Here is a 17,398-nt window from a genome sequence, read left to right as displayed (position 1 = left end):
GCCATGGCGCAAATGACAATGATTCAAGCAATCAATGATGCGTTGCGCATCGAATTGAAAAACGACCCGAACGTGTTAGTATTTGGGGAAGACGTTGGGGTAAACGGTGGCGTGTTCCGTGCGACAGAAGGATTGCAAGCGGAATTTGGGGAAGACCGCGTATTTGACACGCCGCTCGCTGAATCTGGAATTGGCGGTCTTGCGATCGGTCTAGCGCTTCAAGGATTCCGTCCAGTGCCTGAAATCCAATTCTTCGGCTTTGTATATGAAGTCATGGACTCAATCTCTGGACAAATGGCTCGTATGCGCTATCGTTCAGGCGGCCGTTACAACGCGCCAATTACAATCCGTTCTCCATTTGGTGGCGGCGTTCATACACCGGAATTGCACGCAGATAGCTTAGAAGGATTAGTCGCACAACAACCTGGTTTAAAAGTTGTTATTCCTTCTACACCATATGAAGCAAAAGGATTGTTAATTTCTGCGATTCGCGATAACGATCCAGTTATTTTCTTAGAGCATATGAAATTATACCGTTCCTTCCGTCAAGAAGTGCCAGAAGGAGAATATACGATTCCAATCGGCAAAGCGGACATCAAACGTGAAGGAAAAGACGTATCTATTATCACTTACGGTGCAATGGTACATGAATCTTTAAAAGCAGCTGCTGAGCTTGAAAAAGAAGGAATTTCTGCGGAAGTTGTTGATTTACGTACTGTTCAACCGTTAGATATTGAAACGATTATCGGTTCTGTTGAAAAAACAGGTCGCGCTATTGTCGTGCAAGAAGCACAAAAACAAGCAGGAATTGCAGCAAACGTTGTTGCAGAAATTAACGAGCGCGCCATCTTAAGCCTAGAAGCGCCTGTATTGCGAGTGGCTGCACCAGATACAGTCTATCCATTCTCACAAGCAGAACCAGTTTGGTTACCGAACTTTAAAGACGTTATCGAAGCAGCGAAAAAAGTAATGAATTTCTAATAAATAGGGTAGGGAGACGTCTGAAACTCCCTCCTCCCCAGCAATGTCAGAACGGAAATGTTTTAAAAGACAATAGGAGGTCGACGAACAGTGGCATTTGAATTTAAATTGCCGGATATCGGTGAAGGTATTCATGAGGGTGAAATCGTCAAGTGGTTTGTAAAACCTGGCGATGAAGTAAATGAAGACGATGTACTTTGCGAAGTGCAAAACGATAAAGCGGTTGTAGAAATCCCATCTCCTGTAAAAGGGAAAGTATTAGAAATTTTAGTCGATGAAGGAACAGTTGCGACAGTTGGACAAACGTTAATAAAATTTGACGCTCCGGGGTATGAAAATTTAAAATTTAAGGGACAAGACCATGATGATGAGCCAAAAGGAGAAGAAGCTAAACAAGAAGAGGCTTCGGCTCAACAAGCGGTTGCGTCTGCACAAACGGAAGCGGCAGTTGATCCAAATCGTCGCGTTATTGCGATGCCTTCTGTGCGTAAATACGCTCGTGAAAAAGGAGTCGATATTCGCCTTGTCCAAGGTACAGGCAAAAACGGTCGCGTTCTAAAAAGCGATATTGATGCCTTCCTTGCAGGTGGAAAAGCAGCACCAGCACAAGAAGCAGCAGTAGCGCCAGTAGAAGCAAAAGAAGCTGCGAAAGCAGAAGCAAAACCTGCTGCTCAGACAACTGTACTTGAAGGAGAATTCCCTGAAACACGCGAGAAAATGAGCGGCATCCGTCGTGCAATTGCCAAAGCGATGGTCAATTCGAAACATACAGCTCCGCACGTCACATTAATGGACGAAGTGGATGTCACAAAACTTGTGGCTCATCGCAAAAAGTTCAAAGAAGTTGCGGCGCAAAAAGGTATCAAGTTAACGTTCTTGCCTTATGTTGTCAAAGCCTTGACATCAGCGTTGCGTGAATTCCCAACATTAAATACATCAATTGATGACGCAACAGAAGAAGTCATTCACAAACATTATTACAACATCGGTATCGCTGCTGATACAGAAAAAGGGCTTCTTGTACCGGTAGTTAAGCATGCGGATCGTAAATCAATTTTCGCACTTGCGAAAGAAATTAATGAGCTTGCAACAAAAGCGCGCGAAGGAAAATTGGCTCCGAACGAAATGAAAGGCGCATCTTGCACAATTACGAATATCGGTTCTGCCGGCGGTCAATGGTTTACTCCGGTAATCAATCATCCAGAAGTGGCAATTCTCGGTATTGGTCGCATTAGTGAGAAACCGATCGTCCGTGACGGCGAAATTGTAATTGCTCCAGTATTGGCATTGTCGTTAAGCTTTGACCATCGTATGATCGACGGAGCAACTGCACAAAATGCATTAAATCACATTAAACGTTTATTGAACGATCCAGAATTATTATTAATGGAGGCGTAAAACAATGGTAGTTGGCGATTTTGCAATTGAAACAGAAACGCTCGTTGTTGGAGCGGGTCCTGGTGGTTATGTCGCTGCGATTCGCGCTGCGCAATTAGGTCAAAAAGTAACGATTGTGGAAAAAGCAAATCTCGGTGGTGTTTGCTTAAATGTTGGATGTATTCCATCGAAAGCATTAATTTCTGCAAGCCATCGTTATGAGACTGCTAAACACTCCGAAGATATGGGGATTAAAGCAGAAAATGTAACTGTTGATTTCTCAAAAGTTCAAGAATGGAAAGCAAGCGTTGTCAAAAAATTAACAGGCGGCGTTGAAGGCTTGCTAAAAGGCAACAAAGTAGAAATTGTCCGCGGTGAAGCATATTTCGTTGACGCAAATACTGTGCGTGTCATGACAGAAAACAGCGCGCAAACTTACAAATTCCAAAACGCTATTATTGCAACTGGTTCTCGTCCAATTGAACTACCAGCATTTAAATTCTCAAAACGTGTACTTGACTCTACTGGCGCATTAAACTTACCGGAAATTCCTAAATCAATGGTTGTCATTGGTGGAGGTTATATCGGTACTGAATTAGGTACAGCGTATGCTAACTTTGGTACAAAAGTGACAATTCTTGAAGGTGCGGACGAAATTCTTTCTGGCTTCGAAAAGCAAATGAGCGCAGTTGTTAAGCGTCGCTTAAAGAAAAAAGGCGTAGAAGTGTATACGAATGCGCTAGCTAAAGGTGTCGAAGAGCGTGAAGACGGCGTAACCGTTACATTTGAGGTAAAAGGAGAAGCAAAAACAATCGATGCTGACTATGTGCTTGTAACAGTTGGACGCCGTCCGAATACAGAAGAACTTGGCTTAGAACAATTAGGCATTAAAATGACAGAGCGCGGTCTCATTGAAGTCGATAAACAATGCCGTACAAGCGTTCCAAATATTTATGCGATCGGTGATATTGTTGCTGGTCCGCCGCTTGCTCATAAAGCTTCTTATGAAGGAAAAGTCGCTGCTGAAGCGATTGCAGGGCATCCGTCTGAAGTTGATTATCTTGCGATTCCAGCGGTTGTATTCTCTGACCCAGAGTGCGCTTCAGTTGGTTACTTTGAAAAACAAGCAAAAGACGAAGGAATTGAAGTAACAACTGCGAAGTTCCCATTTGCAGCTAACGGTCGTGCACTTGCTTTAAATGATGCGGATGGCTTTATGAAACTAGTTGTTCGCAAAGACGATGGTGTTGTCATCGGGGCACAAATCGTTGGTCCAAACGCTTCTGACATGATTGCTGAATTAGGACTTGCGATTGAAGCTGGTATGACGGCAGAAGACATTGCTATGACGATCCATGCTCACCCAACATTAGGGGAAATTGCGATGGAAACAGCAGAAGCCGTTCTTGGTAGCCCAATTCATATTATTAAATAGAAAGGCAGAGACGATTCGTTCTTGAAGCCAAAGTTCTTCATGGCTGGGGGATTGCCACCCTGACGGGACTTGGCTTGTCACAAATCGCTCTGTATTGGATAATCTTTATAGAAAAAGGGGAGTTTCCCCTTTTTCTTTTTTTGTCCTCTATTATATTTTTCCTCGTACGTACATATTGTATGGTAAGAGGAGAGGGGGCTGTCCGATGAAAGAGTATGTTGTCTTTTTGATACAAATGTTAATTTGGAGCAGCTTTTCGCTCATTGAATGGTTATCCGGACGTGATCGTGCTTTTTTTAAAGGATTGTTGCTTTGCATATTTTTGTACATGGCTTTTTTATTAGCGAGAAAAATTGGTTTGCGCACACGAAAAGCGATCTTTACAACGATGTTTACGGCTGGCGTTTACTTTAGTTGCCAACATTTTTTTTGGGAAACTCTTCACTAAGAAAAAGGAGGAGAGCACAAAATATATGCGGCAAAAATGTTCACCTCAAATGGAGGGGGAACATGAGGATTCACGATAAAGACATAAAAACGATAGCTTTATCGGGCTATCGTTTGTAATAGTACATCACTCTGCCGTTAAATAAGTGGAGTTCTCCTTCTAGTTTTTTCGCAAGAAATTTGCAAAACTCATTTGCTTTCCCCTTATCTCCGTGTGTGGCTCCGTGAGGAAGGGTTATTTGAATAAACGATTGTTCGCTTGTTTCCCCTGTTTCTTCATTTGTTGTTTGTTCTTGTCCGACACCGATGATGATTGTCCGATAACGGGATCCATCTCCTTTCAAATACAACCATTGTTCTTTTCTTTCCGATGCTTCAATAATTTGATAAGGAAAAGCGGCCTCTTTATATCCCCAGTCCAGTTGTTTTCCAGTTTTGTTTGTAATGTCTTGATAATAATGAAGGAATTGCTTTACCTCTTCTAATGTAATCGTTTTCTGCTTCGATTGCGGAACAAGTTTTATGTATGCATGGGTTGACATATGAACATCACCTCTATGTTTAACATCCCATTTATTATTGTAACATTTTTATGAAAATTCCGCTATTGATTTCAAATAATGTTTGAATTATAATGAAATTCAGTATATTTATAAAGGAGGGAGTTTATGAATCTATTCGAAAAGCTTTACGATGATTATGAAAACGTAAAAGTACGGTTCGTCGGATTTACAACAAAAGATAGGCGTTATGATTTTGGGATTGTGTACACGAATATGTTTTTTGGAAAACCTCTTGTCATTTGTATGCAAACAGGCCGCTCAACCCTCCTCGATCCAAAAGATGTTGAAAACCACGATTATTTGCAACGTATTTTCCGAATTGAGACAAAAGAACAAGCTGCTGATTTGGCAGAATTTTTTTCCGATGTCATTCCGCCAACACCATTACATCCAGAATATGAATATTAATATTAATTAATACAAAAAAGCGGGCTTTACGCCCGTTTTTTTGTATGTTAAAAAATAAATGTGACATACAATTTAAGGGTTGACAATAGTAATGTGATATATTATTATTAAATTAATCAATCATTATATCATCACAAAGGGGTTGTGGGGATGGGTACAATTGTTTGCCAAACATGTAACTCTACAATTGGTCACTTTGAAGATGAAAAAGTAACAACGCTTTACGGAAAATGTTCAAAATGTGACTGTCATCAAACAGATGAACAGGAATAAATTCACGGTCAAGCGATGGGGGAAGGTTTCATAGATAAAGCGCATGTGAAGGGGCACATGCGCGTTTCTTTTTATTAGGCTCTGTTATAAAAGAGACTTGCTGATTTGTGTTTACCTATAACAGGAAAAGCAAATTATTGAATATTTTATTTTTTGCTGAATGCAATTTGTAATCCAATAAATCCTAATAACAAACCTTTTATTATGTTGATTTTCTTTGAGAAAAATCGATTATTTATTAATAGATAACGCACTTTATCTGAAAGCACGCTAACGGTTACAAAAATAACTAAAGCCTGAACGAGGAAAATTATTCCTAAAATGAGCATCTGTATCGATACATGCCCTATTGTTTTATCCACAAATTGAGGTAACAATGCTAAAAAGAATAAAGAAACTTTCGGATTAAGAAGATTCATTAAAATTCCTTTTTTATACAATAATTGATACTTTAAAGGCTCGTTGTTGCTTATTATAAAATCAGGCTCTTTTTCTCTAAATGATTGCCAAGCTAAATATAATAAATAAGCAGCTCCAGCATATTTTACTGCTGCAAAAGCTACTGCTGATTGATAAACGATTGCTGAAATTCCAAGGGTTGCAGCCGTTATATGTACAATTAACCCTGAACAAAGACCGAGTGCAGTTGCGATACCTGCTTTTTTATCCTGTGATATACTTTGGGTAATCACAAACAAAATGTCTGGGCCAGGTATGAGTGTGAGTGTGATTGCCACTCCTAAAAATGATAATATTGACGTTAATTCCAATTTCAATCCCCCCGTTTATTTTTACTTGATGTCAATTATACATCAAATAGGTCAGGGATAAAGAATCAATTTCCTCGGTATTTAAATTTGACAAGCTGTTTTTTGAATGGAGAAGAGAAGTGGATTTGAGAAGGAAAATTGAGCTTCCCTTTAAAATAGAAAAGCGCAAGCACGGTTCGCTTGCGCTTTTCTTTATTGAATCGGTTTGTACTCTTTAATGACACGTAACGTTTGCAACGTATCATCCTCTGGCCCTTGTACCGGCAGCCCGACTTCTAAATTCTTTTTAATATAGTCTAAGTTTTCTTGTGTAATAATTTCACCCGGAATAAAAATAGGAATTCCTGGCGGGTACACCATAATAAATTCTGCGATAATTCGTCCCGCTGATTCGTTAAATGGAACGACTTCTGTTTCCGCATAAAATGCATCGCGTGGAGTTAGCGCAAGAGCTGGAATGTCTGGCAACAGCACTTTCGGCTTAACCCCTTTGGCTGCTTGATGGCGGAATTGCTCTGATAAATGGCGAAGAGCAGTAACTAAAATGTTCATTTCTCGTTCGGTATCTCCCGGTGTAACAATACATAAAATGTTGTACAAATCGGATAGCTCGACTTCAATATTATACGTTTCACGCAGCCATTTCTCGACATCATATCCCGTTAATCCAAGCTCTTTCACTGAGATAGTTAATTTCGTTGGGTCATAGTGATATGTCGCTTTTGTTCCTAAAATTTCTTTTCCGACACAATATAAATATGGAATTTCGTTAATTTGTTTGCGAGTTTCCTCCGCAAGACGGATCGCTTTTTCCGCTAATTTCCGTCCTTCCGTAGCGAGGCGTTTGCGAGCGACATCCAATGATGCTAACAACAAATAGGAAGTAGAAGTGGTTGTCAACATGCTTAAAATCGATTGAACCCGTTTCGCCGATACAAGTCCTTCACGAACATTTAAAATCGAGCTTTGTGTCATTGAACCGCCGAGTTTATGAACACTTGATGCTGACATATCAGCCCCTGCTTGCATCGCTGAAAGGGGTAAGTCCTCATGAAAGTGAATATGTGCTCCATGAGCTTCGTCAACAAGGACAGGAACGCCAAATGAATGCGCGATTTCAACGATTTTTTTCAAATCTCCAGCAATTCCAAAGTAAGTTGGGTTAATGACGAGAACCCCTTTAGCATCCGGATGTTGTTTTAGCGCTTTTTCTACCGCTTCCGGTGTAATTCCATGAGAAATTCCGAGCTCTTTATCAATTTCCGGATGAATAAAAATTGGTGTAGCTCCGGAAAACACAATTGCTGACATAACAGACTTATGAACATTGCGCGGAACAATGATTTTGTCCCCAGGGCCTGCAACGGACATGACCATCGCCATAATCGCCCCGCTTGTTCCTTGTACAGAGAAAAATGTATAATCGGCACCAAACGCTTCAGCAGCAAGCTCTTGCGCCCGCTTAATCATTCCTTTTGGCTGATGTAAGTCATCTAATGGGCCGATGTTAATTAAGTCGATGGCTAATGCATTTTCACCAATGAATTCACGAAATTGAGGATCCATTCCCGTTCCTTTTTTATGTCCGGGAATATGGAATTGAATAGGATTTTTTTTAATATGTTCTAAGAGTCCAGTAAATAACGGTGTTTCTAACTGTGACAACGATTCTTCACACCTCTTTTTGCATAAAGTAGAAATAAAACAAATGCATTATAGCACTTATTTTCTGGTTTGCAAAGAATCATTTTTGACATTTGGATAAGAAGAAACAGGAAAATAGGTAAAGAGGGTAGAAACATAGTATACTGGATACAGAGGAGGGAGAAACGATGCAATGGAAAACACGAGTAACAGAATTACTTGGCATTAAATATCCGATTATTCAAGGCGGACTTGCGTATTTAGCCTACGCCGATTTGGCAGCGGCTGTTTCCAATGCGGGCGGATTGGGACAAATTACAGCGATGTCATTAGAAACACCAGAGAAATTACGCGAGGAAATTAAAAAAGTGAAAGAAAAAACGGACCGTCCCTTTGGTGTGAACTTCGCGATCGGACAACATGGTCGTCCATTTGCGCATATGCTTGAAGTAGCGATAGAGGAAAAGGTTTCTGTTATATCGGTAACGGGGGGAAATCCGGCTCCTTTTTTTGATCAGTTAAAAGGTGTGAATGTGAAAAAATTAGTGCTCGTTGCGGCTGTGCGTCAGGCGGTGAAAGCGGAGGAGCTAGGAGCGGATGCTGTGATGGTCGTCGGCCAAGAAGGTGGTGGACATCTAGGAAAACATGACACCGGGACATTTGTGTTAATTCCGAAAGTTGTCGATTCGGTTTCAATTCCGGTGATCGCATCAGGTGGAATTGGCGATGGGCGCGGCTTAATGGCAGCGTTAGCACTCGGAGCAGAAGGGATTGAAATGGGCACGAGATTTATCGCAACAAAAGAATGCGCTCATGCTCATCCGGTGTATAAAGAAATGTTGGTTAAAGGTTCTGAGCATGATACGGTTGTGATTAAACGAAGTCTGGGTGTACCGGGACGTGCTATCGCCAATGAATGGACAGAGAAAATTTTGCAGATTGAAAAACAAGGTGGAACGTATGAACAATTAAAAGAATACATAAGTGGAGAAGCAAATCGTCGATTTATTTATGAAGGAAAAACGAACGAAGGATTCGCATGGGCCGGACAAGTGATGGGGCTGATTCGTGATGTTCCGACAGTAGCGGAATTATTTAAGCGGATGATCGGCGAGGCGGAACAAATTCGCAATCGATGGGCAAACTAACGGTGGAGGTGTCATCAATGAATTATTCATACCCGATTTCGTACGATTGGACAACGCAAGAAATTATTGATGTCATTAAATTTTTTGAAGCGGTGGAAACCGTATATGAAAAAGGAATGGAACGAGAACAGCTCATGAGCGCTTACCGCCGCTTTAAGGAGATTGTTCCGAGCAAAAGCGAGGAGAAAAAACTTTGTGACGAATTTACCAAAACAAGCGGCTATTCCTCTTACCATGTCATTAAAAAAGCGAAAGAAGCCAAAAATGGTGACTGGATTAAAATGGAGTAAAAGTTTTTTGGAAAGCATTGTACACAATAGAGAATAGACAAAGGCACAAATTTGTTGCATAGCCCCCTTTCGCAACATAATATATATAAACAAAATAAGTATCAGAAAATTTTGTTATTTATGTTGGCGGCTTCGGGGACTATACGGAAAGGGGTGCCTAGCTCATGAAAAAAACAGTGAATCAGGTCAAGCGGACGGATGGAGAAAAACGGATGGCAGTGTTGCGACTCGAACTTGATTACGAATTGGCGACTCTTTATGAGGCGATGATAGAAAATGATGAAGAAAAGAAAAAAGAATGCAAGCGGAGATTAGAGAAATTACGCCAAGAGCTAATGCGTCTCCTTCAAGTATAAGCAAAAGGCGTACTTGCGAACCAAAACGGTTCGTTTTTTCTTGCTGAATGCGCAAAATTGCATTATTCTAATTTATATTCGTACATATATGTTTATAGCTGCTGTATTTTTACAACAAGGTGTAGGAGGAACAAGCATGGATACGAAGTGGAAACAGATTGACCAATACGCTCAGCAATGGGTGAAAGAAGCAGGAAAACGAATTCAGGAAACGTTTCAGACCGAGCTAACGATTCAAACGAAATCCGATCGAAAAGACTTAGTGACGAATGTCGACCGCGAAACAGAGCAATTTTTCATTGAGAAAATTAGAAGCACCTTTCCGGATCACCATGTGCTTGGGGAAGAAGGATTTGGTGATGAATTATCAACACTAGACGGGATTGTATGGATCATTGATCCGATTGATGGGACGATGAATTTTATTCATCAACAGCGAAATTTTGCGATTTCCATTGGCATTTTTGAAAATGGTGTAGGAATGCTTGGGTATATCTATGATGTTGTTCACGATGAGCTTTATTATGCGAAGAAAGGCGAAGGGGCTTTTCTTAATGACAAACAGCTTCCACGCTTACAGCCGGTTTCCATCCGTGAGTCCATCATTTCTGTCAATGCAACATGGATTACTGAAAATAAACATATTGACCCGAACGTGCTCGCTCCGCTTGTTAAAGAAGCGAGAGGAACGCGCTCATACGGTTCTGCCGCTCTTGAAATGGCGTATATCGCTGCTGGTCGTTTAGATGCCTACATTACGATGAGATTGTCGCCGTGGGATTTTGCTGGTGGACTTGTCATCGTCGAAGAAGCCGGTGGTATTGTGACGAACTTATATGGTGAGCCGCTTAATTTGCTTGGAAAAAATTCTGTATTCGTCTCCAAACCGGGACTTCATGAAGAAATTTTACAAAAATATATACATCACTAAAAAACGGGACAAGCTTTTTCGTTGCCCCGTTTTTACAATAATCCTTTTTCGCGCATTCGCTTTTTCGTCGCAAACCCTACTCCCATAATAATGATAAAGGCAATAATAGAAACGATGATACCGATCACGCTTTGTTCAGCGATGAAAATACCGATCGCCATAATTGATGATGCTGCTAGTATGGCAAAGAATAAAAATATCGGGTGAAATGATTTCATGGAAATCCCCTTTCCTCATAATGCCTTCTTCCCTTTAGTCTACACGAAAACATACCGCTTTTCTATCCTCTTTTATGATATAATAAACGAGCGATTATACACATAGGAGTGACCATAGTGAAAAAGCGAGAAGATCTTCGAAATATCGCAATCATTGCCCATGTTGACCATGGGAAAACGACGTTAGTAGATCAATTGTTGCGCCAATCCGGAACGTTCCGTGCGAACGAACATGTAGAAGAGCGCGCTTTAGACCGAAACGATTTAGAACGGGAGCGCGGCATTACGATTTTGGCGAAAAATACAGCGATTCATTATAAAAATACGCGCATTAATATTTTAGATACGCCGGGGCATGCTGATTTTGGCGGAGAAGTAGAGCGCATTATGCGCATGGTTGATGGGGTTCTGCTTGTAGTGGACGCGTATGAAGGATGTATGCCGCAAACACGCTTTGTGTTGAAAAAAGCGCTTGAGCAACGGTTAACACCGATTGTTGTCGTTAATAAAATCGATCGCGAGTTTGCGCGGCCGGAAGAGGTTGTCGATGAGGTTATTGATTTATTTATTGAATTAGGAGCGTCAGAGGAACAAATTGATTTTCCTGTCGTTTATACATCGGCATTACATGGAACGGCTAGCCTTGACCCACACAAGCAAGATAGCGATATGACAGCGTTATTTGAGACAATTATTGAGCATATTCCTGCTCCCATTGATAATCGGATAGAGCCGTTACAATTTCAAGTGGCTCTTCTTGATTATAACGATTATGTCGGGCGAATTGGTATCGGTCGCATCTTTCGCGGCACGATGAAAGTTGGACAGCAAGTCGCATTAATGAAGTTAGATGGTTCAGTGAAAACGTTTCGCGTGACGAAACTGTTTGGCTTTATAGGCTTAAAACGAATCGAAATTACCGAGGCGGAAGCGGGAGATATTGTTGCGGTATCGGGAATGGAAGATATTAATGTCGGAGAAACGGTTTGTCCGATTGATCATCAAGAGGCCTTGCCGGCATTGCGCATTGATGAACCGACGTTAAAAATGACGTTTTTAGTGAACAATAGCCCGTTTGCTGGTCGGGAAGGAAAGTATGTGACGGCGCGAAAAATTGAAGAACGTCTACGCATGCAATTAGAAACGGATGTCAGTTTGCGCGTAGAGAATACGGACTCACCAGATGCATGGATTGTTTCTGGCCGTGGAGAGCTACATTTATCGATTTTAATTGAAAATATGCGTCGCGAAGGCTTTGAATTACAAGTGTCGAAACCGGAAGTGATTATGAAAGAAATCGGTGGCGTGCTTTGCGAGCCGATTGAACGGGTGCAAATTGATATTCCTGAAGAGTATACAGGAGCGATTATGGAGTCGCTCGGTATGCGTAAAGGAGAAATGGTGGATATGGTTCATAACGAAAATGGACAAGTCCGCCTCATTTTCATGGTGCCGGCACGCGGCTTAATTGGCTACCGCACAGAATTTATGTCGCTGACGCGCGGGTACGGAATTTTGAATCATTCGTTCGATCATTATGCACCAGTGCAAAAAGGTCAAGTCGGCGGTCGACGTCAAGGGGTATTAATTTCGATGGAAACAGGGAAAGCGACGACATATGGCATTATGCAAGTGGAAGATCGCGGCACAATTTTTGTTGAGCCGGGAACGGAAGTATACGAAGGAATGATTGTCGGGGAGCATACGCGCGAAAATGATTTGGTTGTTAATATTTGCAAAACGAAGCATGCCACCAACATTCGTTCCTCCACAAAAGAACAAACGGTAACGATAAAAAAGCCGCGCTTGATGACGCTTGAGGAAGCATTAGAATACTTAAATGATGACGAATATTGTGAAGTGACGCCGCAATCGATTCGCCTGCGCAAGAAAATTTTAGATAAAAACGAGCGGGAAAAGCTTGCGAAGAAAAAGAAAGCAGCGGAGCAAGCAAAATAAAATAATAAGGAGGGAAAACGATGAATGTGGTTGACCGGCTTTCCTTTTTTGCTTCATTATATAAAGTTCATACGCATCCCGAACAAGGGATGTGGTTTCTTTATGTTACCGTTCTTATTCTTTCGGCTATTGTGTACCGCCTTGGATTTGCCAAAAAGCTGCCGTTGTTAAAAAACGTCATTATTTATGTGTTGCTGGCGTTAGGATGTACAATTTTAACCTTTTTTGCTGTGTTTTTACCGGTTGCTGAAGGATTGGTTGTCGCTGCGCTTGTCTTAATCATTTATAAAGTTCGTCTTCATCAAGCGAAAAAGCGAGAGGCAAACGCAGAGATAAGGCGGTGAAACGATGAAGTCCCTGCAAGATGCCCTTTATAATTGGCTGACGATTCAAGTTGTTGCGAATGAGCGGCCTGATGATCAGGCTGCTCAAGAAACAGCTGCGTTCTTTGTGGAAATTTTGAAGAACGATTTTCATGTCACGAACATGACCGTGAAAAAAGAAAAAGATATGTACATCGTTCATTATGATAAGGAGAAGGAGCGAAAAACAACTCGTTTTCCCGCCGAGCTTATTGATGTAATGCTAGAGCAAATCAAGCGTGAACCTGAAAAATATATGAATTATCCGTTATAAAAACCGAGCTGTAACGAGCTCGGTTTTTTGTACGAAATTATTGACATCAACGGTGGTGCTTATGTTGTTTTGAACAGCACACGGCTAAATGTATATAAAAGGTGTGCAATTGTCCAGCGAATAGAGCGCGCATGTCATCGATTTTAGGAGTCTCTTTTGAACAAGCCAAGAGAGCTATCAGCATAAATGCGATAAGCTGTTTTTTCATAAAAGAGCGGCTTGTTTCTTTTCAACGATCAACGTAAATGTAATTCCAAAATAAATAGAAACAAGTAATAAAAGAAAAATTCGATGTACTCGGAACCATACAAAGAACCAGAGTAAAACCGATATTCACATATACTTGAATTTTGGTCAGCGGTTGGACCGCCTTTAACACCAGCCCTAATATGATGTCGCGCTACCTTCTATAACCTGTTTTTTACCATTCATCATGAGATGTTTTGGAGCGATAAACCCGAAATTTTCCTGTTGCCAGGCGCGCTTTTGTTTTTTCGGCAATACGTTCATAACATTTCTCACACATATATGTATGAATCGGGCGGTTGCGCAACCGTTTCGCAAGCAATGATTCATCATCAAGGACATCAATTTGATCGCAAAGCACACATTTTACTCTCATTAGTCCACCTCATCGTTTGATAAACTTATTTTCATTATATCACGCTTTTTTATTAGCGATCGAACCCTTTTTTCCTTTCCACTTTTGGAGAAAATAGATATCATTAAAATAAATACCGTTTTGGAGGGATTTTTCATGGCAAATGTAGTGGAAACAAAATTGATTGAACCGTTATTCCAAGCGTTACAAAAAGAGCGGTTTGTCACGATTGCGACGATTGACCATGAAACGGGCGGCCCGAATGTCAGTGCAGTTTCGTGGATTTACGCACCGAGTGATGACCGCATTTATTTTGCCGTTGATAACCGTTCGCGCATCGTGCAAAACATTCAACAAAATCCGCTTATTGTCGTCAATCTTATCGCCAACGAATCGACGTATTCGATTAGTGGGAAAGCAAGCATTAAAGTCGAAAAAATAGAAGGGGTTCCTCTTAAGCTAGCCTTAGTAGAAGTGGCCATTACCGAAGTACGTGATGTCATGTTTTACGGTTCGAAAATTTCGGTGGAACCGAAGTATGAGAAAACATATGATGCTCAGGCGGCTGCTAAGTTAGACAATCAAGTGATGGCCGCTTTACGCAATGCGTAATAAATAAGAGCTTAGCCGATGACGGCTAAGCTCTTATTTATTCAAATAATCATTGGATTGCTGTTCTTGTCGATTGTTTAACTGCTGCTCTTCGCGTTTGTTTAGTTGTGAGTCGTTTTCTTTTGTCGGTTGCTCGTTTTTTTGATTAAATAAATCGCTCGGAACTTCAGGCATAACGCGCCCGACAATGTCGGCAAGCTCATTCATAAAGGATTGTACGGGACGGCCGTTATCTACTTGCTTGGCAATATTATTTAACCGTGCATATAAGTCAGGATCAGCGATAATAATCGCATTAGCTCCGTATGGGTCTTTTTGCAAACTTTCTGCAACGGAATATTTGATGGTTCCAACCCGTGAAGCATCGATGTTGGAATTGACATCAATACCGACGATCGCATACTTTCCAACGACAACGGCTGTTGCGTCGTTTACGTTTGGCACGCGATTAGCTAATGTAGCAAGATGTTTTGCAATCGCTTGCCCTGATTTATTCGTTATTTTCTCATCAGCGGTATTTTTCACTTGAACCAATGATCGTTCGTTTGCCTCGTTTTGCTTATTAGTGACATTGCAGGCACTTAAAGCAACCATCATAAAAAATAAAACAAGCATCTGACGCCCAATCTTCATGTTTTACACCTCGGTTGTATTTTTTTACTTTATTTTGCAGACATTCTTCTATCTTTATGCATTGCCTCATACTATATAAACAAAAGTCCCGTCCAAACAGATCGTCCAAAAATAAATTAAGTAGGGGGGCGTGGGAATTTGGGAAAAAAAATATATGTTTTAGATACAAATGTATTATTGCAAGATCCTTACTCTATTTTTTCCTTTGAGGATAACGAAGTTGTCATTCCAGCTGTTGTATTGGAAGAAGTGGACTCGAAAAAACGGTATATGGATGAAATTGGGAGGAATGCGCGTCAAGTGTCAAAACTCATCGACCGTTTGCGCGAAAATGGAAAACTTCATGAAAAAATTCCTTTAGAGAACGGTGGAGTGTTGCGCATCGAGTTAAATCATCGCTCCTTTCAACAGCTTCAGGAAATTTTTGTTGAAAAAACAAATGATAATCGTATTTTAGCAGTGGCAAAAAATTTGTCTCTTGAAGAACAAACGAAAGAAAATGGGAGATCCGTCATTTTAGTAAGTAAAGACGCGCTTGTCCGTGTCAAAGCGGATGCGATTGGGTTGCAAGCGGAGGATTTTTTAAGCGATCGTGTTGTCGATATTGACCATATTTATACAGGGTTTCTCGAGCTATACATAAGCGCTGAACATTTAAGTCGCTTTTATGAAAAAGGGGAATTGGTTCTGTCAGAAATTGCTAATCACCCGTTTTATCCGAATCAATTTATTATCATGAAAGATACATTGGGCGGTTCTACATCTGCGCTTGGGATTGTAGATTATACAGGGAAAAAGGTGAAGAAGCTCATCTTTCATCATGAACATGTATGGGGGATTCGCCCGCGAAATGTTCAGCAAACGATGGCGCTTGAGCTATTGCTGCGCGATGATGTTTCGCTTGTTACCTTAGTCGGAAAAGCCGGAACGGGAAAAACGCTTCTTGCACTAGCGGCAGGGTTGATGCAGACAGAAGATCTTTGTACATATAAAAAATTGCTCGTCGCTCGTCCGATTGTTCCGGTCGGAAAAGACATTGGCTTTTTACCCGGCGAGAAAGAAGAAAAATTAAGGCCGTGGGTGCAACCGATTTTCGACAACCTTGAATATTTATTTAATACGAAAAAGCCGGGAGAATTAGATGCGATTTTAGCGGGAATGGGGTCGATTGAGGTTGAGGCACTCACGTATATACGCGGGCGCAGTTTGCCGGAGCAATTCATTATTATCGATGAAGCACAAAATTTAACGAAACATGAAGTGAAAACGATTTTAACTCGCGTCGGAGAAAAAAGTAAAATTATTTTAATGGGGGATCTGGAACAAATTGACCATCCATACCTTGATGAATATAATAATGGGCTTACGTATGTCGTTGAAAAATTTAAAGATCAAAAAATTGCTGGGCACGTTCGCCTTATTAAAGGAGAACGTTCTGGACTTGCGCAGCTGGCCGCTGATTTATTGTAAGATGCATAAAACGGATGTCTCATCGTGGATGAGACATCCGAATTTAGCCTACAATGAATTGACGCACATGCGTAATCGGTTTCTCACGGTTCGAACCATCTCCGAAGTAAAAATGGACAGGTCCATCTTCCTTTAAAGGTTTTCCGTCTTTCGAAAACCCAAGAATGGCTTCATATGCTTGTTCAAGTGGAATCGTTATTTCCTCATGCTCTGTTACAATTGTAAGCGTCGTTGCTTCTGGAAGAGGCTCAGCATTTCGTAAAAACGGTACAAGGGGCATGGCGAATGTTCCTGTAATGATTTTTTCCTTCGCAAATCGTTTTTCTGTCTTTAATGTTGGCGGTGATACCGCTCCTTCCTGAATTTCACGGTCCCAATAAGCAGAAATCTTTTTTATTTCATCCTCTTCTTGTGGTTCTTCCTCGCTTTGGCCAGAAAAATAGGTAAGCAAATCGACTTTTCGGTCATCGAAAATCCATACACCGGGATCAAGCGTAATCGAGAATTTTACTTTTCCGGTAATGGGGATAATGTAGTCCATGGCGATCCTCCTCTATACGGTTCACTGCTTTTAGTATAATGATAAATAAGCCGTTTGTCATGTCCAATCATTCGTGACAAGTCTTTCATCTTGCAAAATTCCGCA

The 17,398-nt window shown here is 41.0% G+C and carries 22 protein-coding genes; 15 read left to right on the top strand and 7 right to left on the bottom strand.

The genetic code is table 11. The features are described 5' to 3' along the window. Positions 1-3: 3 nt before the first annotated feature. The 4 genes from pdhB to HNR31_RS04525 all read left to right on the top strand — a co-directional run bounded on the left by pdhB (position 4) and on the right by HNR31_RS04525 (position 4,241). Positions 4-981, top strand: a complete 978-nt coding sequence (pdhB, locus tag HNR31_RS04540; RefSeq protein WP_181555079.1) for a pyruvate dehydrogenase complex E1 component subunit beta — start codon at positions 4-6, stop codon at positions 979-981. Positions 982-1,071: 90 nt separating this feature from the next. Beyond that, the gene (locus tag HNR31_RS04535; RefSeq protein ID WP_181555078.1) at positions 1,072-2,379 is read left to right on the top strand and encodes a dihydrolipoamide acetyltransferase family protein; all 1,308 of its coding nucleotides are present in this window, start codon (positions 1,072-1,074) and stop codon (positions 2,377-2,379) included. A 4-nt stretch (positions 2,380-2,383) separates the two neighbouring features. Then, complete coding sequence (gene lpdA, locus HNR31_RS04530; protein ID WP_181555077.1) at positions 2,384-3,793, top strand: dihydrolipoyl dehydrogenase; 1,410 nt, start codon at positions 2,384-2,386, stop codon at positions 3,791-3,793. 205 nt (positions 3,794-3,998) lie between these two features. After that, a complete protein-coding gene (locus HNR31_RS04525; protein WP_181555076.1) occupies positions 3,999-4,241 on the top strand; it encodes a hypothetical protein in 243 nt (80 codons plus the stop codon). 106 nt (positions 4,242-4,347) lie between these two features. On the opposite strand, the gene HNR31_RS04520 is transcribed toward HNR31_RS04525, so the two are convergent. Further along, positions 4,348-4,782 (bottom strand): DUF1885 family protein, encoded by a 435-nt coding sequence (locus HNR31_RS04520; RefSeq protein ID WP_181555075.1) that lies wholly within the window; start codon positions 4,780-4,782, stop codon positions 4,348-4,350. Positions 4,783-4,908: 126 nt separating this feature from the next. On the opposite strand from HNR31_RS04520, the gene HNR31_RS04515 reads away from it, so the two are divergent. Both HNR31_RS04515 and HNR31_RS04510 read left to right on the top strand, forming a co-directional pair. Then, on the top strand, positions 4,909-5,211 hold the full coding sequence (locus HNR31_RS04515; RefSeq protein WP_181555074.1) for a DUF3055 domain-containing protein: 303 nt from the start codon (positions 4,909-4,911) through the stop codon (positions 5,209-5,211). A gap of 150 nt (positions 5,212-5,361) precedes the next feature. Further along, positions 5,362-5,484, top strand: a complete 123-nt coding sequence (locus HNR31_RS04510; protein WP_181555073.1) for a GapA-binding peptide SR1P — start codon at positions 5,362-5,364, stop codon at positions 5,482-5,484. Between the two features lie 146 nt (positions 5,485-5,630). On the opposite strand, the gene HNR31_RS04505 is transcribed toward HNR31_RS04510, so the two are convergent. Together HNR31_RS04505 and HNR31_RS04500 are read right to left on the bottom strand one after the other, a co-directional pair. Further along, on the bottom strand, positions 5,631-6,254 hold the full coding sequence (locus HNR31_RS04505) for a LysE family translocator (RefSeq protein ID WP_181555072.1): 624 nt from the start codon (positions 6,252-6,254) through the stop codon (positions 5,631-5,633). A 192-nt stretch (positions 6,255-6,446) separates the two neighbouring features. Beyond that, complete coding sequence (locus HNR31_RS04500; RefSeq protein ID WP_181555071.1) at positions 6,447-7,919, bottom strand: aminotransferase class I/II-fold pyridoxal phosphate-dependent enzyme; 1,473 nt, start codon at positions 7,917-7,919, stop codon at positions 6,447-6,449. A 167-nt stretch (positions 7,920-8,086) separates the two neighbouring features. On the opposite strand from HNR31_RS04500, the gene HNR31_RS04495 reads away from it, so the two are divergent. The 4 genes from HNR31_RS04495 to HNR31_RS04480 all read left to right on the top strand — a co-directional run bounded on the left by HNR31_RS04495 (position 8,087) and on the right by HNR31_RS04480 (position 10,623). Continuing rightward, on the top strand, positions 8,087-9,046 hold the full coding sequence (locus tag HNR31_RS04495; protein WP_181555070.1) for an NAD(P)H-dependent flavin oxidoreductase: 960 nt from the start codon (positions 8,087-8,089) through the stop codon (positions 9,044-9,046). Between the two features lie 17 nt (positions 9,047-9,063). Then, entirely contained in the window at positions 9,064-9,336 is a 273-nt protein-coding gene (locus tag HNR31_RS04490) for a UPF0223 family protein (protein WP_181555069.1), read from the top strand. A gap of 164 nt (positions 9,337-9,500) precedes the next feature. Then, a complete protein-coding gene (locus HNR31_RS04485) occupies positions 9,501-9,692 on the top strand; it encodes a hypothetical protein (RefSeq protein ID WP_181555068.1) in 192 nt (63 codons plus the stop codon). A gap of 136 nt (positions 9,693-9,828) precedes the next feature. Further along, entirely contained in the window at positions 9,829-10,623 is a 795-nt protein-coding gene (locus tag HNR31_RS04480; RefSeq protein WP_181555067.1) for an inositol monophosphatase family protein, read from the top strand. Positions 10,624-10,655: 32 nt separating this feature from the next. On the opposite strand, the gene HNR31_RS04475 is transcribed toward HNR31_RS04480, so the two are convergent. Next, positions 10,656-10,841, bottom strand: a complete 186-nt coding sequence (locus HNR31_RS04475; protein WP_181555066.1) for a DUF5325 family protein — start codon at positions 10,839-10,841, stop codon at positions 10,656-10,658. 114 nt (positions 10,842-10,955) lie between these two features. Here HNR31_RS04475 and typA point away from each other — a divergent pair, with 114 nt between their 5' ends. The 3 genes from typA to HNR31_RS04460 are packed head-to-tail and all read left to right on the top strand — an operon-like array spanning position 10,956 to position 13,436. Further along, positions 10,956-12,800: a translational GTPase TypA gene (gene typA / locus HNR31_RS04470; RefSeq protein ID WP_181555244.1), complete on the top strand. Its 1,845-nt coding sequence runs from the start codon at positions 10,956-10,958 to the stop codon at positions 12,798-12,800. 20 nt (positions 12,801-12,820) lie between these two features. Beyond that, positions 12,821-13,144: a YlaH-like family protein gene (locus HNR31_RS04465; RefSeq protein WP_181555065.1), complete on the top strand. Its 324-nt coding sequence runs from the start codon at positions 12,821-12,823 to the stop codon at positions 13,142-13,144. A gap of 4 nt (positions 13,145-13,148) precedes the next feature. After that, entirely contained in the window at positions 13,149-13,436 is a 288-nt protein-coding gene (locus HNR31_RS04460; protein ID WP_181555064.1) for a hypothetical protein, read from the top strand. Between the two features lie 421 nt (positions 13,437-13,857). On the opposite strand, the gene HNR31_RS04455 is transcribed toward HNR31_RS04460, so the two are convergent. Then, positions 13,858-14,058 (bottom strand): YlaI family protein, encoded by a 201-nt coding sequence (locus tag HNR31_RS04455; RefSeq protein WP_181555063.1) that lies wholly within the window; start codon positions 14,056-14,058, stop codon positions 13,858-13,860. 135 nt (positions 14,059-14,193) lie between these two features. Between HNR31_RS04455 and HNR31_RS04450 the strand changes: the two genes are divergently transcribed. Next, entirely contained in the window at positions 14,194-14,649 is a 456-nt protein-coding gene (locus tag HNR31_RS04450; protein ID WP_181555062.1) for a pyridoxamine 5'-phosphate oxidase family protein, read from the top strand. 33 nt (positions 14,650-14,682) lie between these two features. Here HNR31_RS04450 and HNR31_RS04445 read toward each other — a convergent pair whose 3' ends face one another. After that, positions 14,683-15,264 (bottom strand): YhcN/YlaJ family sporulation lipoprotein, encoded by a 582-nt coding sequence (locus tag HNR31_RS04445; RefSeq protein ID WP_258561015.1) that lies wholly within the window; start codon positions 15,262-15,264, stop codon positions 14,683-14,685. 156 nt (positions 15,265-15,420) lie between these two features. Between HNR31_RS04445 and HNR31_RS04440 the strand changes: the two genes are divergently transcribed. After that, on the top strand, positions 15,421-16,752 hold the full coding sequence (locus HNR31_RS04440; RefSeq protein WP_181555060.1) for a PhoH family protein: 1,332 nt from the start codon (positions 15,421-15,423) through the stop codon (positions 16,750-16,752). A 43-nt stretch (positions 16,753-16,795) separates the two neighbouring features. Here the strand turns inward: HNR31_RS04440 and HNR31_RS04435 are convergent, their stop codons facing one another. Beyond that, positions 16,796-17,293: a peptidyl-prolyl cis-trans isomerase gene (locus HNR31_RS04435; RefSeq protein WP_181555059.1), complete on the bottom strand. Its 498-nt coding sequence runs from the start codon at positions 17,291-17,293 to the stop codon at positions 16,796-16,798. Positions 17,294-17,398 lie beyond the last annotated feature (105 nt).

The organism is Thermaerobacillus caldiproteolyticus, assembly GCF_013761245.1.
Classification (GTDB): Bacteria; Bacillota; Bacilli; order Bacillales; family Anoxybacillaceae; genus Thermaerobacillus; species Thermaerobacillus caldiproteolyticus.
The sequence above is the reverse complement of the archived record's forward strand: the minus strand, read 5'-3'. Positions and strand labels throughout refer to the sequence as shown.